22 protein-coding genes are annotated in these 24002 nt (G+C 46.2%); 9 read left to right on the plus strand and 13 right to left on the minus strand.

The window, feature by feature from the left end; translation table 11 throughout:
* Window positions 1-102 precede the first annotated feature (102 nt).
* The gene (locus MC7420_RS02605; protein WP_006098321.1) at window positions 103-399 is read left to right on the plus strand and encodes a hypothetical protein; all 297 of its coding nucleotides are present in this window, start codon (window positions 103-105) and stop codon (window positions 397-399) included.
* A gap of 46 nt (window positions 400-445) precedes the next feature.
* On the opposite strand, the gene MC7420_RS02610 is transcribed toward MC7420_RS02605, so the two are convergent.
* Window positions 446-1078, minus strand: coding sequence for a hypothetical protein (locus MC7420_RS02610; RefSeq protein WP_006098320.1), 633 nt, complete (start codon window positions 1076-1078; stop codon window positions 446-448).
* Window positions 1079-1368: 290 nt separating this feature from the next.
* Here MC7420_RS02610 and MC7420_RS39025 point away from each other — a divergent pair, with 290 nt between their 5' ends.
* Window positions 1369-1548 carry a hypothetical protein gene (locus MC7420_RS39025; protein ID WP_157453001.1) on the plus strand — a complete coding sequence of 60 codons (180 nt, stop codon included), beginning with the start codon at window positions 1369-1371 and terminating at the stop codon, window positions 1546-1548.
* Window positions 1549-1665: 117 nt separating this feature from the next.
* On the opposite strand, the gene MC7420_RS39030 is transcribed toward MC7420_RS39025, so the two are convergent.
* From MC7420_RS39030 to MC7420_RS02630, 5 genes are all read right to left on the minus strand, one after another.
* Window positions 1666-1827 (minus strand): hypothetical protein, encoded by a 162-nt coding sequence (locus MC7420_RS39030; protein ID WP_006098633.1) that lies wholly within the window; start codon window positions 1825-1827, stop codon window positions 1666-1668.
* Between the two features lie 191 nt (window positions 1828-2018).
* Window positions 2019-3305, minus strand: a complete 1287-nt coding sequence (locus tag MC7420_RS02615; protein WP_006098488.1) for a glutamyl-tRNA reductase — start codon at window positions 3303-3305, stop codon at window positions 2019-2021.
* 281 nt (window positions 3306-3586) lie between these two features.
* Window positions 3587-4627 carry a class II fructose-bisphosphatase gene (gene glpX, locus MC7420_RS02620; RefSeq protein ID WP_006098657.1) on the minus strand — a complete coding sequence of 347 codons (1041 nt, stop codon included), beginning with the start codon at window positions 4625-4627 and terminating at the stop codon, window positions 3587-3589.
* A gap of 152 nt (window positions 4628-4779) precedes the next feature.
* Window positions 4780-5700, minus strand: a complete 921-nt coding sequence (locus MC7420_RS02625) for a class I SAM-dependent methyltransferase (protein WP_006098440.1) — start codon at window positions 5698-5700, stop codon at window positions 4780-4782.
* A gap of 253 nt (window positions 5701-5953) precedes the next feature.
* The gene (locus tag MC7420_RS02630; protein WP_044204628.1) at window positions 5954-6952 is read right to left on the minus strand and encodes a GGDEF domain-containing response regulator; all 999 of its coding nucleotides are present in this window, start codon (window positions 6950-6952) and stop codon (window positions 5954-5956) included.
* Between the two features lie 336 nt (window positions 6953-7288).
* Here MC7420_RS02630 and MC7420_RS02635 point away from each other — a divergent pair, with 336 nt between their 5' ends.
* Window positions 7289-7678, plus strand: coding sequence for a hypothetical protein (locus tag MC7420_RS02635; protein ID WP_006098451.1), 390 nt, complete (start codon window positions 7289-7291; stop codon window positions 7676-7678).
* A complete protein-coding gene (locus MC7420_RS02640; RefSeq protein ID WP_006098412.1) occupies window positions 7656-8672 on the plus strand; it encodes a S66 peptidase family protein in 1017 nt (338 codons plus the stop codon). Before MC7420_RS02635 ends, MC7420_RS02640 begins: the two co-directional genes overlap by 23 nt.
* Window positions 8673-8770: 98 nt before the next feature.
* Here MC7420_RS02640 and MC7420_RS02645 read toward each other — a convergent pair whose 3' ends face one another.
* From MC7420_RS02645 to MC7420_RS02665, 5 genes are all read right to left on the minus strand, one after another.
* Window positions 8771-9640 carry a DUF4388 domain-containing protein gene (locus MC7420_RS02645; RefSeq protein ID WP_006098342.1) on the minus strand — a complete coding sequence of 290 codons (870 nt, stop codon included), beginning with the start codon at window positions 9638-9640 and terminating at the stop codon, window positions 8771-8773.
* Between the two features lie 281 nt (window positions 9641-9921).
* Entirely contained in the window at window positions 9922-11028 is a 1107-nt protein-coding gene (locus MC7420_RS02650) for an RRXRR domain-containing protein (protein ID WP_006098543.1), read from the minus strand.
* Between the two features lie 510 nt (window positions 11029-11538).
* Window positions 11539-13404 (minus strand): biosynthetic-type acetolactate synthase large subunit, encoded by a 1866-nt coding sequence (ilvB, locus tag MC7420_RS02655; protein WP_006098427.1) that lies wholly within the window; start codon window positions 13402-13404, stop codon window positions 11539-11541.
* Window positions 13405-13648: 244 nt separating this feature from the next.
* Window positions 13649-14290 carry a DUF4276 family protein gene (locus MC7420_RS02660; RefSeq protein WP_006098529.1) on the minus strand — a complete coding sequence of 214 codons (642 nt, stop codon included), beginning with the start codon at window positions 14288-14290 and terminating at the stop codon, window positions 13649-13651.
* Window positions 14287-15831: an AAA family ATPase gene (locus MC7420_RS02665; protein WP_044204631.1), complete on the minus strand. Its 1545-nt coding sequence runs from the start codon at window positions 15829-15831 to the stop codon at window positions 14287-14289. Before MC7420_RS02665 ends, MC7420_RS02660 begins: the two co-directional genes overlap by 4 nt.
* 307 nt (window positions 15832-16138) lie before the next feature.
* On the opposite strand from MC7420_RS02665, the gene MC7420_RS02670 reads away from it, so the two are divergent.
* The 4 genes from MC7420_RS02670 to MC7420_RS02680 all read left to right on the plus strand — a co-directional run bounded on the left by MC7420_RS02670 (window position 16139) and on the right by MC7420_RS02680 (window position 22039).
* Window positions 16139-17944 (plus strand): tetratricopeptide repeat protein, encoded by a 1806-nt coding sequence (locus tag MC7420_RS02670; protein ID WP_006098329.1) that lies wholly within the window; start codon window positions 16139-16141, stop codon window positions 17942-17944.
* Window positions 17945-18297: 353 nt separating this feature from the next.
* Window positions 18298-20331 carry a tetratricopeptide repeat protein gene (locus tag MC7420_RS02675; RefSeq protein WP_006098749.1) on the plus strand — a complete coding sequence of 678 codons (2034 nt, stop codon included), beginning with the start codon at window positions 18298-18300 and terminating at the stop codon, window positions 20329-20331.
* 37 nt (window positions 20332-20368) lie between these two features.
* Window positions 20369-20491 carry a hypothetical protein gene (locus MC7420_RS43180; RefSeq protein WP_006098468.1) on the plus strand — a complete coding sequence of 41 codons (123 nt, stop codon included), beginning with the start codon at window positions 20369-20371 and terminating at the stop codon, window positions 20489-20491.
* Window positions 20492-20509: 18 nt separating this feature from the next.
* On the plus strand, window positions 20510-22039 hold the full coding sequence (locus MC7420_RS02680) for a YifB family Mg chelatase-like AAA ATPase (protein ID WP_006098383.1): 1530 nt from the start codon (window positions 20510-20512) through the stop codon (window positions 22037-22039).
* Between the two features lie 92 nt (window positions 22040-22131).
* Here the strand turns inward: MC7420_RS02680 and MC7420_RS02685 are convergent, their stop codons facing one another.
* Window positions 22132-22323, minus strand: a complete 192-nt coding sequence (locus MC7420_RS02685) for a hypothetical protein (protein ID WP_044204632.1) — start codon at window positions 22321-22323, stop codon at window positions 22132-22134.
* Window positions 22324-22331: 8 nt separating this feature from the next.
* Window positions 22332-22655, minus strand: coding sequence for a hypothetical protein (locus MC7420_RS02690; protein WP_006098444.1), 324 nt, complete (start codon window positions 22653-22655; stop codon window positions 22332-22334).
* A 96-nt stretch (window positions 22656-22751) separates the two neighbouring features.
* On the opposite strand from MC7420_RS02690, the gene MC7420_RS02695 reads away from it, so the two are divergent.
* Window positions 22752-23930: a DNA cytosine methyltransferase gene (locus MC7420_RS02695; RefSeq protein ID WP_006098668.1), complete on the plus strand. Its 1179-nt coding sequence runs from the start codon at window positions 22752-22754 to the stop codon at window positions 23928-23930.
* Window positions 23931-24002 lie beyond the last annotated feature (72 nt).

Genomic DNA, 24002 nt, shown 5'->3' on the forward strand with positions numbered 1-24002 from the left:
TCTGATGACCAAAGACTTTTGTCTGTTTTGTCTAGTCATCAACGCTGAGGTTTAATTGAATTATTTGCTCTACTGTTTACATTTGGGGCATCATTTTTATCTATGGCACGGAAAAATCAGCTAATCAACCGTCGCCGCTTTCTGGTTACCTCAGCCTTAACCAGTAGCGGATTGATCACCGCTAACCTGTTATCGAAATCAGGATTAGCCCAGAGTACAGCACCGGGGATGATCACCTCAGATAAAATGCGTCCACAAACCCCTTACGGGGTGGCTAGTCGTGACGTGAGTCGTGATCAGGCAATTATTGGGAGCAAGAGCGATCGCGTCAGCCGGATGATTGTAGACTATGATACCAGCGAATCCTTCCGCAATCCACCACGGGCGATCGGACTGTGAGAGGCGTGTAGGGGCGACCCGCTGCATAAATGAACAACTTTATTCACTAAATTGGGTCGGGTCGCCCTTGTTTAATTGGCGGAAGTAGTGGACTGGCACAGCTAAAATAGTCGAATAGGTTGTAGGTTGGGTTGACGATAGGAAAAGGGAGGCGACCCTCAAGACAATCGAGTTGAGTCCGGCGCAAGGCTTCATCCCGTGGTAACTCGTCAAGATAGTCATAAGAGCGAATGACAAGTACGCGATCAGGCAAGACTAAAAATGAAAGGGTGACTCGGTTTTTGGGGTGAATCAAAAGGCGTCGCCAAAGCGCAGAGGTCGGTGCATCGTTAACCTCAGCACGATGACCTTGAATTCGACGTTTTACCAACGCATCTTTGTAGCGGTCAATATGTTCAAGCAGCCCATGAAGGCGTTGCATTAATCCCCAGCGACGCCAAGGACGCCAGAGAGGAAAACCTGTGGTTAATTTTGCTTGTAAACGCTGTAGTTGGTTAATTTGACCCGCAATATATTCTTCATCAGCCGTCCATTTATTAAGGAGATAAATAGCTTGGTCTTCTGGGGAGAGGGATTCTGTTAATTCATCGAGTAAGGCTTGCGTCTCTGCGGCTAGGGCTTCTTGTTGAGACACTGGATGTTCCAGTCGGGATAAACACCACCCTAAAATACGTTGCACTTGCCATAATTCCGGCGCAAGTATTCAGCCACCACTGTAATGTCATTGACACAACCCTGAAGCGGAGAGATCGGATAAGGGTAATTATCGATTCCTACTAACAGTGCATAAATAGTACAAGTCATCGTTCCTATTGTTGGGGTAGGGTAAGCACACCTTTATTTTTTAGAGACTTAAAAATACTGATCAGTCATACCATATCCAAGAAGTAATGCTACAATACCACGAGAGTTATAGGGATGAGATTTGATTCTAAACGCCCTAGCTACTGTTACCTTGACGTTTGAGAAGTGGTCGCTCTTACTCTATTTCCAGACATGGGCAAAATGCCTGTCAAGTTCCGCGCTGGCACTTATCCCCTAACCCATCCCAACCAGCCGCCATACCAGAGCGATCGCATTTCGCTAAGTCATTTTACAATAACCAAAATTGAATCTACTGATATTTTGTCTTTATATGCCATCAGTTAATTCAGGAAATTTGGGGATTTCAAGTTGAGTTAAATTCAGCTTTTCTCAGGTAAGTTGACCCATTTTCCTGTTTCCCACCCTTTTACAATCGTGCTCAACCTTTATGTAGCGTGGGTTTCAACCTATCTCTTGCCATATTGCCAAAATACCGCGATACGTTTCTTCTTCAGCAGGCTCCGCCAACGCGGTATTTTGGCAAGAGCTACTTCTGTACGATTTTTGAGGGATTTGAGCGCTCAAACCACTACGGAATAAGGCTTGACGCTGGGTGTAGTACATCTACACTGGGAGACTTCAAACCCAACAAGTGCTTTCGTTTTGACGAATTGTGGCTCAAAACGAAAGCATTTTTACCTTAACGATACGTCCTATCGGACACGCTTCGCGATCGCAGAATCTGCCTTACACAGGAGGTTAAAACTGAGGATACTTACTCAGCATCACCCTCCTACTCTCTTCATCTCCAACGCTTAACCAAACTGTTCTTCAATCTCTAAATTAAACAGCGTTTGCAGCGTCTGCATGGCTTGACGTCTGGCTTCAATATCCTGCTGCGCCCTTAACTGCACCATCGGATCATGGAGGATTTTATTGACAATTCCCCGTGTCAGCGCTTCGATGATTTCTTGATGTTTGTCGGCAAACTCTGAACCTAAGCGAGATAAGGCTTTTTCTAATTCCTGTTCCCGAATCCCTTCGACTTTCTCCCGTAGACTACTAATGGTACTCACAGTTTCTAGCGATCGCCACCAAATCTCAAACGCTTCTACCTCTTGTTCCAGTAAGTTTTCCGCTTCCATCGCCATCTGACGGCGGCTTTCGGTATTTTGCGCCACTACTGCTTTTAAGTCGTCCACATTAAAGGCTTGAACCTGTTCAAGTTCATTGACATCAGCATCCACATTACGCGGTACGGAAATATCAAATAGCATTAAGGAGCGATTGGGATCAAGATGGTCTTCCAGTTTAGCCCGATCCAGAATCGGTTCTGTCGCACTGGTACTGGTAAACACCATATCCGACTCTGGAATCACCTCCATCATCTCAGACAGGGAATGTACCGTTAACTGAGCATTCTCAAACTGCTTTGCCAACTCCTCCGCCCGACGAGTTGAGCGATTGATAATGGCGATTGACTCAGCCCCTTTAGAAAGTAGGTGCTGCACCAGCAAACGCGACATCTTCCCCGCCCCGATAATTGCCACTCGGTAAGCCGCCAAGTTTTGCACTTCCATCTGGGCAAGTTCCACCGCCGCCGAACTAATCGAAACCGCCCCGGTACCAATGCTGGTTTCGGTGCGGACTCGCTTTCCGGCGGTAATCGCTTGTTTAAACAGTCGATTCAACAGGCGTCCAATTCCCTTGTGTTGCTGACCGATTTTGTGGGTATGCTTGACTTGCGATAAGATTTGTCCTTCGCCTAAAACTAAACTATCCAATCCCGCTGCGACGCGCATCAGATGCATTACCGCATCTTGATGTAACAAAATAAACAAATGGGGGCGTAATTGATGCAAGGGGACAAGAGAGTTATCCGAAAGGAATTGACTGACTTCACGCACACCCTTTTCCGTTTCTGCTGCCACAATATAAATTTCTAGGCGATTGCAGGTACTAAGGATCGCTACTTCTTCAACATGGGGGTAGCTACAGAGTTGTTGCACCGCACCTTCTATTTGGGCTTCGGGAATACTTAGTTTTTCCCGGACTTCAACTGGCGCTGTTTTGTGGCTTAAACCTACGACGGCAATATTCATTGTGTTCTCCAAATCTCTGTCGTTGGGTTGGGTCAACTATCAGTCTTGTTTTATAAGGATAGAGAAAATTGAGAAATTTGTCTGAATACGATGAACAATTCAGTATAAGTTCACCGATTCAGAGATGGAATTTTTAACCGGGGAGAAATAAACAATCAACGTTAAGCCAGAGTAAGTAGCATTATCATTGCTTATACTCTGGCTTGAACGCTTTTATCTCCATCTCGATGACTGGAATTCAAGTGGAAGAAATCCTGCGAAAATGGATAAATTGACAGTATCTATCGTAGTTGCAGGGTCTTCGGCTGATCAAACAGATGGACAGTATCCACAAAGCGAGCCGTCTTCGACTGGGTGGAAATAACCAGACTTTGAGTCCGTGCCCCCCCGTGGAAGAGTCGTACCCCTTCCATCAAGGTACCCGGCGTAATCCCACAAGCGGCAAATAGCACGGTGTCACCTGAGGCTAGCTCATGAGTATTGTAGACCTTATCGGGGTCATTAATGCCCATTTCTTGGAGCCGCTCTAGGTTCCCTTCTTTGCTTTCACCAATCAAACCCGTCTGCACAGTTGCTGGGTCATAAATTAGCTGACCTTGGAAATGTCCTCCCAAACAGCGCATCGCCGCAGCAGAGATAACGCCTTCGGGTGCAGCACCAATACCCATCAGAGCATGGATATTTGTCCCTGAAAAGGCACAAGAGACAGCCGCAGAGACATCTCCGTCACTAATTAGCCGAACTCTCGCACCAGCAGAGCGGATTTCATCAATTAGTCCTTTGTGGCGATCGCGCTTCATGACCACGACCACAAGTTCCTCAATTGCGCGATCCAGACATTCCGAGAGAATTTGCAGGTTCTCTGTTGCCGATTTACTGATATCGACATGATTTTTAGCCGCAGGAGGCGCCGCTAGCTTTTTCATATAAAAGTCAGGCGCAGCAAACAGTCCACCCTTCTCAGAAATGGCTAGCACCGCCATTGAACCGGGTTGCCCATAAGCCACCAAGTTCGTCCCTTCACAAGGGTCAACGGCAATATCGACTTCAATCAGTTCATCGGGGTTACAGTAGTTCTTTGCCTCCTCGCTGGTACAGATGCCCACTTGTTCACCGATATAGAGCATGGGGGCGTCATCTCGCTCCCCTTCTCCAATCACGATGCGACCCCGCATGTGAATTTTGTTCATCCGCTCCCGCATGGCTTCAACTGCCACATGGTCTGCCTCGTTTTTATCACCTTTGCCCATCAATTTGGCAGAGGCAAGTGCTGCCTGTTCGACAACTTCAATAATTTCTAGTCCTAGCGTAGTTTCTAGCACGAAGCTTTTCCTCTCAACTGCTTAGTTTTTCCCTGGTGTTATTTACTGTCCCCAGTCTAAAAGTCTATCAGAGACTGGGATCTCCTCGAAAGAATGTCGAGTATTGGTTTATGTTAAGTTTTGCTACGACCAGATGTTGCAGACGTAGCGTGCTACGTCTCGACTTGGGTAATGATTGTCCGATGGCGGGGACTATTCGGCATGATCATCGGTGGCTGGAATCCTGCTTGGGCGATCGCTTGTTCGATATCCAAGGTAATATACTCGTCAAAGTAAGGCTCCGTGCTTTTGAATAAGGTAAAAACGTAAGCTGGCATCGTCGCATACACCTGAGACTGAGGATTCATATCCATCAGAGTCAGATACCCACCAGGACGTAATAACCGCCGTGCCTCCCGTAGGATTGCCTTTGCCACCGTTTGGGGTAATTCGTGGAATACCAAGAAGACAGACACCAAATCATACGAAGCATCCGGTAAACCTGTCGCTTCAGCCGCCGCGTGTTTCCAGTTAATTTCTGTATGATGCTGTTTGGACTTATATTCGGCAACAGCTAGAAAGTAAGGCGATAAGTCTACACCCGTCATGTTTGCCTGGGGATAAATCTGTTGTAGGGCAAAGGTACTCATCCCCACACCACACCCCAGATCCACAATATCTTGCGGCTCGGTTTTAACTTGCTTTTGCACCAACTCATGGTAACTCTGCCGCAGTTTAGCGTCTCCTTGGAGTTTATCCTCAGGATAGAGATTGGCATGAACCGCATAAGCCGCTACTTCTTGTTCAAACGCCGCCTTCCACTGGAGATTTCCCTGGTCATAAGCATGGAAGGGGCGCAAATAATAATCCGGGTAGGTTACCTGGGGGTTTTGCACTTGACTCAGATAACTCTCCCAGTTTAGAGAACGTAACTCATTGACTTGTTTTGTCCAAGGTACGCCAATTTTTTCCGCTCGCTTGATAATCATCTTACGAGCTTGCTGCTTTGCTAAATTAGCCAAAGGTTTAATGGCAAGGAAACCATTCACCAAACGTGAGGCTAATTGGGGTGTTGTGTTGACCGTAGTCGTCATAATAGTTCTTAGCGATTATCCGTTTTGGGGATTAGCATGTACACATTATTGGCAATCCTACGCTATTCAAGCAACACCATACCACCCCCTACACTCAAGTTTTCTATTGACAACGCGCTACGTTATGTAAGTTGGTGGAAATAAACTCAACTCTATTAAATTGTGTAAATAGCCCTCAAATTTTTACATAAAGCAAACGACAAATGACCAATGACATAAGCCATAAGACATAAGACATAAGACAAATAACGATTCAAACTTTCGCCACATATCGATTACGCCCAGAGGCTTTCGCTTGATACAAAGCCATATCCGCTTCAGCAACTAGCTTAGCTGGTGGAGTATCAGGCTCAGGATAAAGACTGGCAACACCTAAACTGAGTGTGACATATTCACTAATAGCTGACGCTGCATGGGTAATCTTTAAACCATGAACCAAACTGCGTAATTCTTCAGCCACTAAAGACGCACCAATCGTGGTAGTATTGGGTAACACAATAGCAAACTCTTCACCGCCATAGCGAGCCACTAAATCCACAGACCGTTTGGCACAAAAACGCAAAGCATCAGCTACCCTTCGCAAACAGGCGTCACCGGCTTGATGACCGTAGGTATCATTATATTTCTTGAAAAAGTCGATATCACATAGAATCAGAGACAAGGGCGACTCTTCTCGAATCATGCGCCACCACTCATCATCAAGGTATTGATCAAACCGACGGCGATTGGCTACACCCGTTAGTCCATCTAACGTGGCTAAACGTTGTAACTCTCGATTGGCTTGTTCAAGTTTTTGATAAAGCTGAAACTGTTGAATTAAACGCCGTACTCGTTGACGCAAGACGGCTAAGTGAATCGGTTTGGTGATATAGTCAGTAGCACCAACGGCAAAGGCGCGGTCAACGGATTCTGGATCATCCAGATTGGTAATCATTAACACCGGCGTTTGGGAAACTCCCTGTAACCCTTGAGCCTCCAAATGTTCGCTATCGGGTGATGTCTCGTCTTCGTCTGAGAGTTTTTGTAAGTGTTTGCAACAGGTAAAACCATCCATGACCGGCATCAGGGCGTCTAGCATGACCAGATGCGGTTTGAGACGCTGATAAACGTCCAAACCCTGTTCACCGTTGGTTGCTTCAACAACTTTATAGCCTTCTTTTTCCATGACTCGGCGTAAAAGTTCTCGTATAAACTGGTCATCATCAACCACCAAAATGGTTGGCGGTTCTTCGGGCAAAGAAACTAATTTCATCCTTAAGAATGCTGATATTGCCGTCTTTGGGTCTGTAAGATTAATGTGACCCGTTGATACTCAGCCTCTAGCTGGCAAAAAAAACTGCGCCAGTGCTGCCATGGGATCACCACCCTTGCTTATCTGTTCTAGCATCTGACGAAACGGGTAGATTTTCCTAGTTCCTAAAATCCCATGACTTCAACGTGTCAACTTCATCAATTGAGTCTCTATACGTCTGTTGAGGATAGCTGCAGCATGGATGCCATTAACCTGAGGCATGTTCCAGGGAATGATTGATCACCTCCAAATCGAGAGAAAGAGTATCTTTCCCTACCATAGCCTGAAGCAATTGCCATGTCTCTGGGTGTAATGGCTGAATTGTTAGAGTTGTTGACTGGCTATCATGAATTTTACCGGCAGATGCTGTTCAACGAGTCAGACTCAGCACCGTCAGATCAAATGTCTGTGATTAATCGGATACAAAAAAATAATCGTTTCTGTACCGATCGCGCGGTGATGACACCAACCAAGCATCAATCCCAGTTCGGGAGTTTAATGCCTAGCAGCGGTGAGTTGACCAAAATCTGGCAGATGCAATATCTCTATTATTATTGCTTGATGTTTAGAGATGATTCAAGTAAGTCAATTCTAGCTCTTTTTCCCAGCTTGGTACTCCCAGCCATTTTCCACGTTGTCTATTGTAGTTTTCCGGGACTGACCATTGAGCCAACCCTTTTCCGGTAATCGCCGTGCCTTGCTTAAACTCTTGGGACTAACGCTGTTGGCAACCCAAGTCCCTGTAACGGCAAACTCCCTACCCCTTCTCAAACCACGACGCCTGAATCCTGGCGATACCGTAGGGTTGATTAGTCCAGCCGGTCTAGTTGACCAAAAGACCCTTGATGAAATCGCTCCCATTTTATCACAACTCGGTTTGAAAACCAAACTGGGAACCCATCTTTTCGACCAATACGGCTATCTGGCGGGTCAAGATGTTGACCGCGCTGCTGATGTGAATGCGATGTTCGCTGATTCCTCTGTCCAAGCGGTGCTGGCAATGGCAGGCGGATGGGGATGTAATCGAATTTTACCCCTGTTAGACTACCAGCTAATCCGCCAAAATCCCAAAATCATTATCGGCTATAGCGATGTCACCTCACTGCTGTTAGCGATTTATACTCACAGCAACCTGATCACCTTTCATGGACCACTCGGAACATCAACCTGGAATTGGTTCTCAATCCAACATCTGCAACGCATCTTGTTTGATGGGGCAGCAATGACACTGCAAAATCTATTGAGTACTCCTGTGGAAACCATTACCAAGGGTAAGGCAAGGGGGCGTCTGGTGGGGGGAAATTTATCGCTGGTGGCGGCGCTGGTGGGGTCAGATTATTTACCCGATTGGCAGAACTCTATTTTGTTTGTGGAAGATATACGAGAAGAGGTTTACCGGATTGACCGCTTGTTAACCCAGCTCAAACTCGCTGGAATCCTCGATCAAGTGGCTGGATTTATTTTTGCCCAATGTACAAACTGTCCTGCAGGTGAGGCGAATGAACCATCGCTGACGTTGCGGCAAGTCTTAGCTGACCATATCAAACCTTTGGGGATTCCCGCCTGGTATGGTTCGATGATCGGTCATATCCAGGATAAGTTCACTGTCCCTATCGGTGGAATGATCGAAATTGATGCGGAGCGAGGCACAATTCGTTTATTAGAATCGGTAGTAATTTGATATAGAACAGTTTAGTCCTGATTGAAATACATTATTGCATTCCACGCTGCTGTAAACGGCTGTCTGTCTACATCTGTTGTTTCTGATCCTTTCCCGAACTAAGCCGCCCGTAACGGCAGGTGCTTGGACTTATCTGCTAAGAAACCCATTAAGTTGTGCAAAAATGAATGGCTGACGGGCTGATCGGTCACTTCTGGATGGAGCGGTGTCGCGATCGCGTCCACAGATTGAGGACAGGCAGTATGAATCACTAAGGGAGTTTCTTCGACCAATCCGACTGCCATTAATCGAAAAGCAATCTGCTGTACCGTTTTTACCGAAAGTCTGAGTTGTTTAGCAATTTCCCTCAAGGACACAGTGCCACTGGTATACTCCCAGACTTGAGATTCTAAGGCGTTGAGGGGATAACGAGGGTATCCTGTAACACTGAGCAACCCAGCATTAACATCAGGTAATTTATCGCTGAGGGCATCCCAGTTACGCAAAGAACGTAATCCTAGTAAATTGGCACCTAGGGTATTTAAACTCAAACCCGTCATTCCTAACATGGGGAGTTTAACTTCATGGCTGAACTTAAAATGACCTGTTTTGAGTTGAAACAAGGTACAGGTGGGTTGTAACACTTGGACTTGGAACAACCATTTGATTTGTTGAAGGGTTAACAACCCATGGTTTTGCAGGTATGTACCCAAGGGTTGCTCCTGAGGCAATGACTCACTCAATTGAGTTAACTGACTTCTATCCATCCACTGGTGTTGAGCAATTAACTTGATTAATCCTAGATGCTTTAACTGAGAATCAACTGCCACAATTCGACCGCGATAGACCCAAACATAGCAAACGCCATTGGGGGTGACAGGAGTAGAAACATCAGTATTCACAGTGAGTAAACCCGTATGATGCCCTTTACCAAGGAGCCGAAAAATTTCGGGTAATGAAAAGTCAGTGAGTGAGCCTGTAATACACATTGTTCTTACGTTGATATCAGTTTTGTTATTGAGGATGCAAAGAGCAGGGTAACGCCTTCAAAGTCAGCCTGTTTAGCTTGATCCCGAAAAAAATCTGTAGTTTTTGCTACTCTTAGTTTAATCCCTGATGAAAGTTTCATACAATTGCTTTTTACTAAGTTGTGTTAAGAAAGGAGAATCTTTATTAAATTACAACTCGAAAAGTTGCGTCTTATAGCCATTGTCATCGCTTGTCTCGTGAGACCCCGCATTCAGCGAAGCAATGTGGGGAGGGATAGAGGTCAAACCTTACCACTCGATGTGGTAAGGTTTGACAATCCAACTGTTGATACCAATCCGGTATTTCGCTGCAACAACTGGACTTTTTTGGCGGTAAATTGTCCCAACCGTTTCCAGTTAGCATCACTAACCGAAACTTGGGTCTTAGTGTCACCGGAAACGTAGCCATAGTAAGTGACACCCGCTTTTTCAGCTTTGACATAATCGCCCTTCCTCAACCCGTGACAGGTAACTGTGCCACCATACTTGCGCCGTCCTTTTCCTTTAGCCGGGAGCATTAGGTGTAACTGACGGCGGCAAATTGGAGGGCGATTAATCACAGTAAACTGACATGGTGTCACCTCTATTCCACCTAACCAAGTGCCGCTCCTACCCTTGATTTGGCGATACCGCATAAACTGGGAGGCAGCTAGGCAGATACCGTCAACGGCATGAGCGGCGGGTGAGGACTCAGCTTTATTCTTAGACTTGGGTAAGCCAAGGTATTTCCTCAAATCGGAGGTATACCATCCTTCTTGAGTGTGGACAGTGTACCCAGCTGACGCAAGCTGTTCAATCTGCCAAAACTGACCAACCATTGCGGGGCTAAACCCTTTGTCACCTTTGGCTTTAATCACTTCAACTACAACATCGGTGAACGGGTAAACCTTTGATAACTCTTGCACTACCCTCAGTGCTAACTGTTTATTAGCCCGGATACTGGGAGGTATCTTATGTCCCTTGCGGTTATCAAATCTGCATTGACGGTGATTGCGTTGGTCTTGCGTGACCTTGCGGTTGATCCGTCGCCCCCGTCGTCCCCGTCGCATCATTGCCCGTTGGGTCATCCGCTTAGTTACGTTCTTAAACGGTAGGTTTAGGTGTGCCAAGAATAAGGTGGCTTGACGAGATTGAACAGCCATCCCGGTAAACAGCTTTCCCGGATCGATTCCGGCTACGACATCTTGGGTCTCCTTTCCCAATGGGGGTTGGACTAACTGAACTTGAAAAATGCCTAGGTCGTTGTGGACTACCCTGGCTTTACCTGTCTTGAGCCACCGCCTAACACGGCTGGCTTTAGCTGGCATTAATGGTTCACCGTCTGGTGATAAAACGGGTACACGAATCATGGGTATAAGCCTCTCGTGTGAGTTGTCTGTCCCCTCGACCACCGTCAACAGAATGTCCTCTCTTAAAGCGCTTAAACAAGTAAGCTTACAGTGAACCCAAACTGGGGAAGTATTTGGGGGTGTGTATCAGTTAGCGGCTCAATGGTCTATTCAACTCTTACGTTGCCAGCCCTGTCTCTGGCAATCCCTAACCTCAAGTGATAGCTAGGTTAGGGTTGTTGAAGTTTTGCCGTCATCCATTTGTACCTAAGACGATTCTTTCTCGGTTAAAGTTTATTTAACATCCTACTAAAGGCAGACAATATTATGGAGAAGATGGAGAAGATGGAGAAGATAATATTTTGAAGTTTTACCCTTCACTTGGTTCGAGGCGAGGGCATGGCGCGTGAATGAACTCACCCTCTCCCTCATCTCCCCTATCTCCCCTATCTCCCCTACCCATTCAGTTTCCAGACGTTCCGTGAAAAGTTAGCACCTCCCCCAATGCCCTTACCTGGCGCTCGTCACCAATTAGCTCAGAGCCACTGTCGATGGCATATCCAACAGTTTCGTTCCGCATTCACAACAACATTTATGAGTCGCTGGATTTTCGGTTCCGCAGTTAGAACACGTCAGGATAGTGGGTGAAATCGGTTCTGGGTTATGAGGGTGCAACCCCATCATGTCACTATTGGTATGACCGGGCGCAACCATGGGATAACAGTCCTCATTGCGGGTAACGCGCACGTCTACAAGCATTGGACCGTCATGGGCAAGCATTTGAGCGATCGCATCGGGTAAAGCCTGACGCTGTGTCACCTTAATGGCATTAATCCCGTACACCTGAGCCAGATTCACAAACTCTGGGGTACCGACTTCCAGATTCGTCGCTTCATAGCGATCGCCATAGAACAAATGCTGCCATTGGCGCACCATTCCCAGCCAACCATTGTTGAGGATGACAATCTTGACGCCAATGCCGTACTGAGCGATCGTACCCAGTTCCTGCATATTCATCTGGAAGCTACCATCACCGCTGATACAAATCACGGGTTCGGAGGGTAGAGCCATTTTTACTCCCACAGCCGCAGGCAAACCAAATCCCATTGTCCCTAAACCGCCACTCGATATCCAGCGACGGGGCTTATTTTTCAGGAATTGAGCCGCCCACATCTGGTGTTGACCGACATCAGTGGTGTAATAAGCGTGGGGGGATTGACGAGCAACTTCCACAATCACTTCTTGGGGCGAAAGATTCTCCTGGGGATGGGGCAAATCTAAAGGATACTCATCCCGCCACTGTTGCAGGCGATCGCACCACGCTTTCGTTTGTTCTGGATCTATACCATTCCCGACTTGATCAGAACGCCGCAATAGGTCAATTAACACCTGCCGCACGTCGCCAACAATGGGTACATCAGTGTTCCGATTTTTCCCCACTTCCGCCGGATCAATATCGATGTGAATCACCTTCGCCTCAGCCGCAAACTGTTTTGGCAAACTTGCCACCCGGTCATCAAAACGGGCACCCAAGGCGATTAACAGGTCACATTCACTCACGGCAAAGTTAGCATACGCCGTGCCGTGCATCCCTAACATTCCCAGAGCCAGAGGATGGGACTCATCAAATGCTCCCTTACCCATCAGCGTCGTTGTCACCGGAATCTGGAAATGTTCCGCCAGTTCCAGAAGTTCCCCCTGGGCGCTTGCCGCGATCGCACCGCCACCTACATAAAGTAACGGTTTTTTCGCCGCCCGGATCAACTCTAGTGCTTTGTTAATCTGGTTTAAATTCCCTTTCACCGTAGGACGATACCCCGGTAGCTTAATCGTACCTGGCTCCACGGGAAAGTAATCAAATTGCTCAATTCCGACATCTTTGGGAATATCAATCAACACCGGTCCCGGTCTACCCGTACTCGCAATGTGAAACGCTTCCGCCACAATCCGGGGAATATCGCGAGCCTCATTCACTAAATAGGAATGCTTGACAATTGGCAGCGTAATCCCGAAAATGTCAATTTCTTGGAATCCATCCGTACCAATTGCCCCACGGGGAACCTGTCCCGTAATTGCAATCATTGGCACAGAGTCCAAACTCGCCGTGGCTAAACCCGTGACCAAATTCGTGGCTCCCGGTCCGGAGGTTGCCAAACAGATGCCCACTTTACCTGTCGCCCGGGCATACCCGTCAGCAGCATGGGCAGCCCCTTGTTCGTGTCGCACCAGAATATGTTGGAGTTCGCCAGCGGATTCCGCTTGGTAGATTTCATCGTAAATCGGTAGATTCGCACCGCCCGGATAACCGAAAATGTGCTTCACACCATGGCGCTTTAAACTATCAATCAGGGCAAAAGCGCCGGATACACGCCTGACTCTCACAGTTTCAGATTGCACAGCTAGTGCCTCCACTTAGTCCAACAATTACATGAGGAACGTTACTAATGAGTACTAACCCAAATCTGGGTAAGCGGTTTGCTAATTTGGATACAGCTTAGAGTTTGACTCAATGATTTTACTTTCTTTGCAATACGATTTTAATTGTTCATGAACGAATGAAGTTTAAGTAAAAACTTTATATTTTTTTAATTTCCTCAATTTTCGAGGGAATTACGAGAACTGGATTAAATTTGTAATTTACTCACCAACTCTGTCTTTTGAGCATCTGTTTTATGTCTGCTTCTAGTAGTTGAAAGGCAGACAGACTCTGCAGTGCCGAAAAGTCATCGATAAGTTCAGCGATTCGTTGAATCTTCTCTCGCTCTCTGGCGCGAAATTTCTTTAGTCGCCGACCTGTCAACCCACTTGCTTGACGCAGAAGTTGACAAAGATATTGTTTTGGATCAGGTAACTCCTCACATTTAGAGAGGTTTGGCAAATTTAAAGGTTGCTTTCCTCTGGGATTTTCTGCCGCCCTGCGTATGGCAGCTTCGTCAAATAATAACCAAGCTTCTGTCATCCGCACAGGTACAACACAGATAAACGGCACAGAGACTGATTCCCTGATCCCCTCAACGGCTTTTTTAATTTCAGAAACTCGTTTCTCACGAGGTTCTTTTTCGGCATCCCTGTGTATAAATAAAAGGTCGCAAGGGTAAAGGTTCAAACTTAATTCAATTCTCTTTGAGTGATCCTGTGGTTGTTGTGGCAAGCGTCGAAAATCAGCCCACTGGGACTGGATAGCACATTCAACTCCGTGTAATCGCAATAACCAAGTCAGAATAGGTAGTAGCGCCTTGTCAGAACTCCCATCAGATAGTAATGTGTATCGTATTTCCTTCATACAAATTCTTTGGGAAAGCCTAAAATTAGAGGTTGAATGTCTTCTCTATCCAAAACTCTACGTTTTTTAGACTGGGTAGGTTTTAAAGATAAGTTGGTTTCCAGTTGCCCATTGCCATTTAGCTCTGGCTGTTCTGGGGACACTGGATTTAAGTACGCGAGAAGTTTACCTAAAGGAACAGTGCTGATCGTTTCGGTTTCCGCAACTTTAAGGTGTCGCCAAGTATTCGGTAGACAACTAAAGCGTACCCCTTTAAACAATTGTCCTGACGGTGCTTTTTCTTCCTTCAACTCAGCGACTAAAAGACTATCTTCTGGGACTTGCTGTACAACGGCTGGTGAGTGGGTATTGATGATTACTTGGCGTAGGGGATTGTCCTGATCAACAGGTTCTTCAACATCCGTGGCAATGTCTTGTAGAAGTTCGAGGATTTTTGGGATACGCTCTGGATGAATACCATTTTCAGGTTCCTCTAAGCACAATAAACCTTGAGCTTCTGGGTCTAATTCCAGTACCGCTAACGCCAAAAAGCGCATTGTTCCATCTGAGAGCGATCGCGCCGGATGGGTTGTACCATCTCTAGTTGTAACCATTAATGTGAGCAGTTCGCGACGATCATCCCGCTCTATTCCTACCTCCTCAACATCATCGAGCAATTCTGCCAAACGACCTGCAACTTGAGCATAAACCTGCGCTTCGGCTTCCTGATCAGATTGGCGGAGATTTTTTCTCAGCCGTGCCAAATGATAGAGGGTTGAAGCTAGATGAGAGCCATCTGTTCCTAATTTTGTCGGTGCCGTAAATTCGTCGGGTTGTCGCAAAGACGAAGGTTCTAGCTGTAATAACTGCCAAGATTGCATTTCCCGACGTGCCAGTAGTGCTGTTGGGCTTTCGGCTGCATTGGTCACAGACAGTACAGTTCGAGGCAGATCAGCTGCTGAGCGAGCTAAGGCTCTACCACTGCTTCCGCCGTCTTGATGAAGTTTAATCACTCGATTTGTCCCCTCACCTTCTGTAGAAATAAAATAAGGGACTCGGCGCTGTCCTTTCACAGCAGACTTGCGCCAAGTTTTCGCCTTGTGATTAAATAGCAAATGTTTAGGGGCATCACCAAGATTAATATGAACTAACTCTTCTTTAAGCAGTTCCAGTGATCCTAATGAGCGGAGACTATTATCTTGTCGATAAGCTAACTCTATAGAGTAGCGAAGAAAGGTAATGCTAGCTTTGGCAGTTTGTCCTAAATCATCAACACCTTCACCTGGCACAATCATCTCAGCTTCAAATGACATCTGTGGAGCATAGTCATTACCAATTCGATGAAACAGACTGCGGACATCTCCTGTCCTACCTCCCTCATCTCGAACAGCTAAAGCGGCTTCAATTAGAGGAAGATCAGCCAAGGCTGACAGAAACCTGATCGCATCAAACAAGTTAGATTTACCTACGCCATTTACACCGGCTATACAGGTAAATGGACTAAAGCGGACATCTACATTAACAAGATTTTTAAAGCCAGAAACTTTTAGCCTGGTTAGCATAATCTTAATCCTATACAGTCTTTTAAAAGCTGTTCTATACTAATCATCAATTTGCATACATCTGATTGATTTTAACTCATATCCTTCATCCATTTCAATAAACATAAGTTGGTTGATAATCCGTAACGCTTCCGGATTGCCTTGCTATCGTTTTGAGTCAGGGTGAATTAAGTGACATCAGGGTAAAAAATAAAGTAGAGTGAAACCCACCCCGATACGTTGACCAGTTTTTTATCCCCTGCCCTAACCTCAACCAAAAAGGATTGCTATAGTACAGGAAGGATAGACGCATCAGGGGGCAAACCAGGTGATACCATTAGCAGACCTCAAAGCCTTAATTCAACAAACTGAAGCAAAAGGGGGAAGCCAAGACCCAGGTCTGGCGAACTTATATGCTCAACTCGGACAACTCTACCAAAGCCGACTGGAAAATGGAGAATTTGAGGATTACCAGCACGAACTTGCCCTCGCCGTTGAATATTTCCATAAAGCGGTTGACCTGCAACGACGATTGGGGTTAGACATTGACTTAGCGACAACGCTGAATCATCTGGCGGAACTCTACAGAACCCAAGGACGCTATGACCAAGCCGAACCGCTTTATCTGCAAGCCTTAGACATAAGGAAACGTAACTTAGGAGAGAACCATCCTGATGTCGCCACCAGCCTCAACAACCTAGCGCGACTCTACCACTCTCAGGGACAATATCCCCAAGCCGAACCCCTCTATCTCCAAGCCTTAGACCTAAGGCAACGTAACTTAGGAGAGAACCATCCTGATATCGCCATTAGCCTCAACGATATCGCCGCCCTCTACTTCTTCCAAGGACGCTACGAGGAAGCCGAATCTCTTTATCTGCAAGCGTTGGACATAAGGAAACGCAGCTTAGGAGAGAACCATCCTGATGTTGCCACCAGTCTTAACAACCTAGCCTTACTTTACTTCTTGCTGGGACGCTATGACCAAGCCAAACCGCTTTATCTGCAAGCCTTAGAACTGAGGAAACGCTTACTGGGACGAAACCATCCCGATGTTGCTACCAGCCTGAATAATTTGGCAGAACTCTACAGAACCCAAGGACACTACACCCAAGCCGAACCCCTCTATCTGCAAGCCTTGGAGGTAATGAGGCGTCTGCTAGGAGATGAGCATCCCGATGTGGCGACTAATATGAACAATCTAGCTGCACTCTATTTCTTCCAAGAACGCTACGACGAAGCCGAACCCCTCTATCTGCAAGCCTGGGAAATCAGGAAACGCTTATTCGGTAATAATCATCCCGATGTGGCACAAAGCCTCAACAACTTAGCCGGACTCTACTTCTCTCAAGGACGTCAGGGTGAAGCCGAACCTCTCTATCGCCAAGCGTTGGAAATCTGGCAACGTTTATTGGGTGATACTCATCCGGATATCGCCACGAATCTGAATAATTTAGCATTACTCCACCACTCCCAAGGACACTACGAGGAAGCTGAACCCCTCTATCGCCAAGCGTTGGACTTAAGGAAACGGTTATTCGGCGCGAACCATCCTGATGTAGTGACCAGCTTGAACAACTTAGCCTTGCTCTACCATTATCAAGGACGCTACGAGCAAGCCGAACCTCTTTATGTGGAGGTGTTGGATGTGGGTAGACAGTTATTAGGAGAGGAGCATCCCGATGTTTTAACCAGCCTGAATAACTTAGCCGCACTCTATAAAAATCTCGCCGAACTTTATTCCACGCAGGGACGCTACGATGAAGCCGAACCTCTCTATCTGCAAGCCTTAGAGTTGCGGAAACGCTTACTGGGAGATGAACATCCCGATGTAGCCCAAAATCTGAATAATTTAGCTATACTCTACTTCTTTCAAGGACGTCATGACAAAGCCAAAGAGTTCTATTCCCAAGCCTGGGAGTTAGGAAAACGCTGGCTAGGGGATGAGCATCCAGATGTGGCACAAAATTTGAATAATTTGGCAGGACTTTATTCGTCTCAAGGAGAATATGAATTAGCCGAACCCCTGTATGTCCAAGCGTTGGCGATTTGTGAAGAACGACTTGGCGCTAATCATCCGACTACAGCAACAATCCGGAAAAATCTCGATGATCTGCGTGCGGCGATGGGATAATTTTTAGGGGAGATGGGGAAGATAGGGGAGATAAGGGAGAAAAACGAAATCGACAGACAGCTAAAGAGAATGTACCCTATAGGAGTGGGTGTTGCTACCAAACGCTCCGAATCAGGGATAACTCTTGTCGAATGTGCTTAGGATTGATTCGGATTAACGCGATTCACAATAACTTTGTCATTTTTTTTAGGTGAACTCGACTATAAACTCTTAAACACAACGAACATGAACCCAAAGTACTGGAATTTGGGTATAAACGGCATAGTCTTAATGTTCTAGAGTATGGCAATTGTCAAAACCGATGAAGTTCACCGAATCGTTCAAGAGCGATTACAAGATTGGAGGTTAATTTCATGATGACGGAGTTGTCTGACCCGACAGTTGATAATGAAAAAACGTATGGCGATTTACTGACAGCGATTCAAGCCAGTCAAGGTAAGTTGAGTGTAATCCTAGCGGTTTGTGATGATATCCATTACCGCAACCAACTGATTGAACGCTATGAAACCGAACTCGCCGCCTCTGTGCGATCGCATCGCGTTATCTTGGTTAAGGATGACCCGAACCTGAGCCACGCCATTACTGAACTCGTCCAAACCGATGACGATTTACGTCAGGGGGGAAACGCCGTTGTCACCGTGACGGGTGCTGAACAACTTCTCTGGCTCAAATTCGACGCCCAGCATTCAGAACAGGCAATTTTTTTCGCCTCTCTACCAGCAATCCAAGACGCCTTATCCGCCTTGGCTTGTCCACTTGTCCTGTGGCTAACTCACCAACTAGAGAGTCAGCTAAGTCAAAACGCCCCAGAGTTCCAAAATTGGTGTCAAGCTGTCTTTCGCTTCCACTCCCAAAAAACAGCCGCTATTCCCATTCAAAACATTGAGCCATTCCGCCATCTTATCGAAGAGAGCGACGCTTGGGATCAAAACGTATCAGTCTTTCCCGTCGCCGATCTCAACGCCTTGATCGAATACACCAAAGCCAAACACGGCGTCAACGACCCGAATTTGGCAACCTTATATGCTCAAGTCGGACACCTTTATCAACGACGCCTAGAACAGGGTGAATCTCTAAATTATCCCCAAGAACAAGCCTTAGCCGTTGAGTATTTGAGTCAAGCCATTCAGCTAAAAAAAGAACTCGGCTTAGAAACAACCTTAGCCGAAACGGTAAATAATCTAGCCGAACTCTACAGGCTGCAAGGACGCTACAGAGAAGCTGAACCCCTTTATTTAGAAGCCTTAGAACTCAGAAAAAGCTTGTTGGGCGATGCTCATCCTGATGTCGCCACCAGCCTCAACAACTTGGCAAAACTTTACCAGGCTCAAGGACAGTACGCCCAAGCCGAACCTCTTTATCTGCAAGCCTTGGACTTGAGAAAACGCTTACTGGGTGATGATCATCCAGATCTCGCTCATAGTCTCAACGATTTAGCCACCCTCTATTTTTGTCAAGGACGCTATGAGGACGCCGAACCCCTTTATTTGCAAGCTTTGGACTTGAGGAAACGTAACTTAGGCGATGATCATCTAGACGTGACAATCAGCCTTAGCAATCTCGGATTACTCTATCATTATCAAAGACGCTACGAAGACGCCGAACCCCTTTATCTGCAAACCTTAGACATCGAAAAACGCTTACTGGGCGAGGATCATCCGGATGTAGCCACCACCTTGAACAATCTCGCCGCCCTTTATAAGTCCCAAGGACGCTATGAGGATGCTGAACCCCTTTATCTGCAAGCCTTGGACTTGCAAAAACGGTTATTGGGAGAGAACCATCCCGATGTCGCCACGAACCTTAACAATCTTGCTGCTCTGTACTTCTCTCAAGGACGCTATGAGAAAGCCGAACCTCTCTATTTGCAAGCGTTAGATATCAGAAAAGGTTTATTGGGAGAAAATCATCCTGATGTGGCACAAAGCTTGAATAATTTGGCAGGACTTTATTTCTCTCAAGGACCCAATAACAAAACCGAATCGTTTTATTTGGAAGCGTTAAATATTCGGAAACGCTTGTTGGGAGAGAACCATCCGGATGTGGCAACTAGCCTGAACAATTTAGCTTTACTCTATCATTATCAGGGACACTATGACAAAGCCGAACCCCTCTATATGCAAGCCTTACATTTGAGAAAACGTTTATTGGGGGATATCCATCCCGATGTAGTCACCAGTATGAATAATTTGGCATTACTCTACCATTATCAAGGACGCTACGAGCAAGCCGAACCCCTCTATCTGAAAGTTTTGGAACTGGGCAAACGCTTATGGGGAGAAGACCATCCCGATGTCGCGATCAGTTTAAATAATTTGGCAGCCCTTTACAAGTCTCAAGGACGGTATGAACAAGCGAATTACTTAACTTCCAAGCTATGGAATTGAGGATCGTCATTTCGTTTTTGACCGAACAGACACCAAAATGAAAGCACTTATTGGGTCAAAAAATGGCTTTCCACCCTGGTGTGGTATACCCTCTACACTCATGCAGCAAGCCCGACTTAGAATAGACGGCTGCGATCGCACGCCTTATAATTGCCAATAAAACTCAGGATCAACAGACATGCTTGCCAGGGTTTGGAGTGCTTCGCTAGTCGGCATCGATGCGGTGAAAGTCGGTGTTGAAGTCGATGTATCGGGCGGATTACCGGGAATTGTTGTTGTGGGATTACCGGATACCGCCGTCCAAGAATCGCGAGAACGGGTGAGGGCGGCGTTAAAAAATGCCGGGTTTGTTTTCCCGATGCGGAAAATCGTGATTAATCTCACTCCCGCCGACTTACGCAAAGAAGGACCCAGCTTTGATTTACCCATTAGTGTGGGGATTCTCGCCGCCTCCCAGCAAGTCAATCCTGAATTATTAGGCGATTATTTATTTTTAGGGGAAGTCTCCCTGGATGGGAATTTACGCCCCGTTGCGGGAGTCTTACCCATCGCCGCCGCCGCCCAAAGTTTGGGGATTTCGGGGTTAGTCGTACCCGCTGATAATGCCCAAGAAGCCGCCGTGGTGCGTGGACTAGACGTGTATGGATTCAAACATTTGGCTGATGTAGCAGATTTTTTGAATCAACCAGAACGCTATTCCCCGGTAACGATGGATGAAGTACCCAAATCATCCCCCTCTCAGTTTACAGGCGGAAATTTAAACGAAGTCAAAGGTCAATCCCATGCGCGTCGGGCGTTAGAAATAGCCGCCGCAGGAGGTCATAATTTAATTTTCGTTGGTCCACCGGGAAGCGGTAAAACCATGTTGGCGCGACGATTACCCGGAATTTTACCGCCCTTAAGTTTTTCAGAAGCCCTGGAAGTTACCCAAATCTATTCTGTCGCTGGATTACTTAAAGATAAAGGCAGATTAATCAGACATCGCCCCTTCCGCAGTCCCCACCATTCTGCATCGGGTCCATCATTAGTTGGGGGAGGGAGTTTTCCGCGTCCCGGCGAAATTTCCTTGGCACATCGAGGGGTATTATTTCTGGATGAATTAACTGAATTTAAGCGCAATGTATTGGAATTTTTGCGTCAACCTTTAGAAGATGGTTATGTGACCATTTCTCGCACCCGACAATCCGTCCTATTTCCGGCACAATTTACCTTAGTTGCCAGTACCAATCCCTGTCCCTGTGGTTACTTTGGCGATACGCTGCAACCCTGCACCTGTTCAGCGCGACAACGGGAGAACTATTGGGCAAAACTTTCGGGTCCACTCATGGATCGGATAGATTTACAAGTTGCGGTGAATCGTCTTAAACCCGAAGAGATTACCCGACAGCCTCAAAGTGAAGCATCAGAAGCCGTAAGGGAGAGAGTAAAAGTCGCCCGCGATCGCGCCCGTCATCGCTTCAACTCAGAACCCACACTGCGCTGCAATGCCCAGATGCAAAGTGGTCATTTGAGACAATGGTGTCATTTAGAGGATAGTAGTCGCAATCTTTTAGAAGGGGCAATTCGCAAACTCGGACTCTCTGCCCGGGCAAGCGATCGCATCCTCAAAGTCGCCCGCACGATTGCCGATTTATCGGGGGCGGAAACGTTGCAAACGTCACACATTGCTGAAGCGATCCAATATCGTACTATTGATCGAATGCAGTAACACAGATTACGCAGATTGAATGAGATTCTCCAGCAGACTCACGATTGAATGACACAGATTAACACAGAGAAGTAAATCATCTCCCCGACTATCTAATCATCTTCTTTGGCATTTTTTTGAGCTTCTAGCACTTCCATTCTTGCTAATGTCGTTGCGGCTTCTGCCAAATACAACGCTGTCATGGCTCGAATTGGCGGATTTGTCTCTCGCCGTAATTCTTGAGATAGGGTGTAAACTCGCATTCTGTAAGCCTCAAGGGATTCCGAATCAACAGCATATTTCATGGTGGTAATCAGTCTAGGCTCTCTGATGTGACTTGAATAGTGAGAAGTTGACGTTCAGGCTCTAAGTAAATATATCGTACTACTAAAATTTCTCTGACTGTCAATGTTACTTCCTGTTCCGCCTCTGGTGGATTGAGTGCAGGATGTTTGGCTACAGCTAAATAGGTTCCTAATGGCAAGTTATAAAAATGAGCGTCAGCAAATCTGAGATTTACAGGCTGTTCGTCATAAATTAGTTCGTCTTTTTTTACGAGTGCAATTATAGCTTCTCCTTCAACTGAAGTCATGGCTACGCCAGCTTCATTGCGAATCATGATCAAGATATCTGACATAGCCTCTCAGGTAGAATGTCTTTAAACACAGGTTGCCCAGATTATAATCATACAAACAGAAGACTCAATAGTGAATAACACAGCTACATCCATCCTATGCTTCACTTACCTATCTGTACAACCGTTGAGTTATTTTGCGGGATTGGAGGATTCCGGATAGCGGCGGATCAGAGAAATATAGCCACAATCTGGGCAAATGATCGGTGTCCAAAAGCCTGTCAAGTATACCGCGATCGCTTTGGAAAGGCACAATTACATCAGGGTGATATTTATCAACTCGTTGATGAAATTCCACCTCACGATCTGTTAACGGCGGGTTTTCCCTGTCAACCGTTCAGTAGTGCGGGCAAAAAAAAGGGAGTGCGAGATCCACGCGGTCATATTTTTCAAGTGATTATTGATGTCCTGAAAAGACACAAGCCCAGGTTTTTTATCTTAGAGAATGTCAAACGTTTGCTGTCGATGGAGGAAGGGACTCATTTTGCCACGATACTCAGTGAGTTAGCGCATTTGGACTATACGATTGAATGGCGTTTGGTCAACGCTATGCATTTGGGTTTACCCCAAAATCGTCAACGAGTTGTCATCCTGGGAACCTTAGACAAGGATACAAAGGATGATTTTCCCAATATCAGACTTGCCTCAACTGAAAATATCGCTGAGTTATCCGACTCAACGTTTCAAACCCTGACTAACGTTGAACAATGGACAAAAATAAACGACCATAGCTATAGATTTCCTACTTGGGGATTAGCCAAAATAGGTCGGTTTATTGGCTACAATTTTGCCCAATTTTATCCAGCTACACCGATTGTTCCATTACGGGCAGTCCTTGAGTCAGATGTTGATTGCCAATTTGATTTTACTGAGTCTACGTTAAACCGTTTACAAACCAGTACGCCAGTTAATAATTTTGTTCAGGCTGTACAAATTCTCTACAATCAAAGTGGAGGAGCGCGAATGGGTTACACTGTATTTGGTATTGATGGTGTTGCACCAACACTTACCTCAACAACGAGTCGCCACTATGAGCGTTATAAAATTGGTAATCAGTTCCGCCGTCTGACTAATGTAGAATATGCTCGCATTCAAGGGTTTCCAGATGAACATTGTTCTGGGATATCTATCTATGATCAATATGCTCTTTTCGGAAATGCCATTCCCCCAGTTATGGCGGGGTGGGTTATGGATTGTATCTTAGAAAATAAGATCGTCCAACTCAAAACACCTCAATTTGAACAACTATCACTTTTCTCTATGACCGATGCTTGCTAAAGAAGAATTACGCGCCATATTAAAGGAATCACTAGATACAACAATTCAGGAAGTTAATCGCGCTCTAAATGG

Source organism: Coleofasciculus chthonoplastes PCC 7420, assembly GCF_000155555.1.
Taxonomy (GTDB): Bacteria; Cyanobacteriota; Cyanobacteriia; order Cyanobacteriales; family Coleofasciculaceae; genus Coleofasciculus; species Coleofasciculus chthonoplastes_A.

Bases quoted from the DNA above. Each gene is read 5' to 3' on its own strand.
- MC7420_RS02605 (WP_006098321.1), top strand. From the start codon at position 103: ATGGCACGGAAAAATCAGCTAATCAACCGTCGCCGCTTTCTGGTTACC.
- MC7420_RS39030 (WP_006098633.1), bottom strand. From the start codon at position 1,827: ATGTACTACACCCAGCGTCAAGCCTTATTCCGTAGTGGTTTGAGCGCT.
- MC7420_RS02615 (WP_006098488.1), bottom strand. From the start codon at position 3,305: ATGAATATTGCCGTCGTAGGTTTAAGCCACAAAACAGCGCCAGTTGAA.
- MC7420_RS02625 (WP_006098440.1), bottom strand. From the start codon at position 5,700: ATGACGACTACGGTCAACACAACACCCCAATTAGCCTCACGTTTGGTG.
- MC7420_RS02630 (WP_044204628.1), bottom strand. From the start codon at position 6,952: ATGAAATTAGTTTCTTTGCCCGAAGAACCGCCAACCATTTTGGTGGTT.
- MC7420_RS02635 (WP_006098451.1), top strand. From the start codon at position 7,289: ATGTCTCTGGGTGTAATGGCTGAATTGTTAGAGTTGTTGACTGGCTAT.
- MC7420_RS02645 (WP_006098342.1), bottom strand. From the start codon at position 9,640: ATGTGTATTACAGGCTCACTCACTGACTTTTCATTACCCGAAATTTTT.
- MC7420_RS02650 (WP_006098543.1), bottom strand. From the start codon at position 11,028: ATGATTCGTGTACCCGTTTTATCACCAGACGGTGAACCATTAATGCCA.
- MC7420_RS02660 (WP_006098529.1), bottom strand. From the start codon at position 14,290: ATGAAGGAAATACGATACACATTACTATCTGATGGGAGTTCTGACAAG.
- MC7420_RS02665 (WP_044204631.1), bottom strand. From the start codon at position 15,831: ATGCTAACCAGGCTAAAAGTTTCTGGCTTTAAAAATCTTGTTAATGTA.
- MC7420_RS02675 (WP_006098749.1), top strand. From the start codon at position 18,298: ATGATGACGGAGTTGTCTGACCCGACAGTTGATAATGAAAAAACGTAT.
- MC7420_RS43180 (WP_006098468.1), top strand. From the start codon at position 20,369: ATGAAAGCACTTATTGGGTCAAAAAATGGCTTTCCACCCTGGTGTGGT.
- MC7420_RS02680 (WP_006098383.1), top strand. From the start codon at position 20,510: ATGCTTGCCAGGGTTTGGAGTGCTTCGCTAGTCGGCATCGATGCGGTG.
- MC7420_RS02685 (WP_044204632.1), bottom strand. From the start codon at position 22,323: ATGAAATATGCTGTTGATTCGGAATCCCTTGAGGCTTACAGAATGCGA.
- MC7420_RS02690 (WP_006098444.1), bottom strand. From the start codon at position 22,655: ATGTCAGATATCTTGATCATGATTCGCAATGAAGCTGGCGTAGCCATG.
- MC7420_RS02695 (WP_006098668.1), top strand. From the start codon at position 22,752: ATGCTTCACTTACCTATCTGTACAACCGTTGAGTTATTTTGCGGGATT.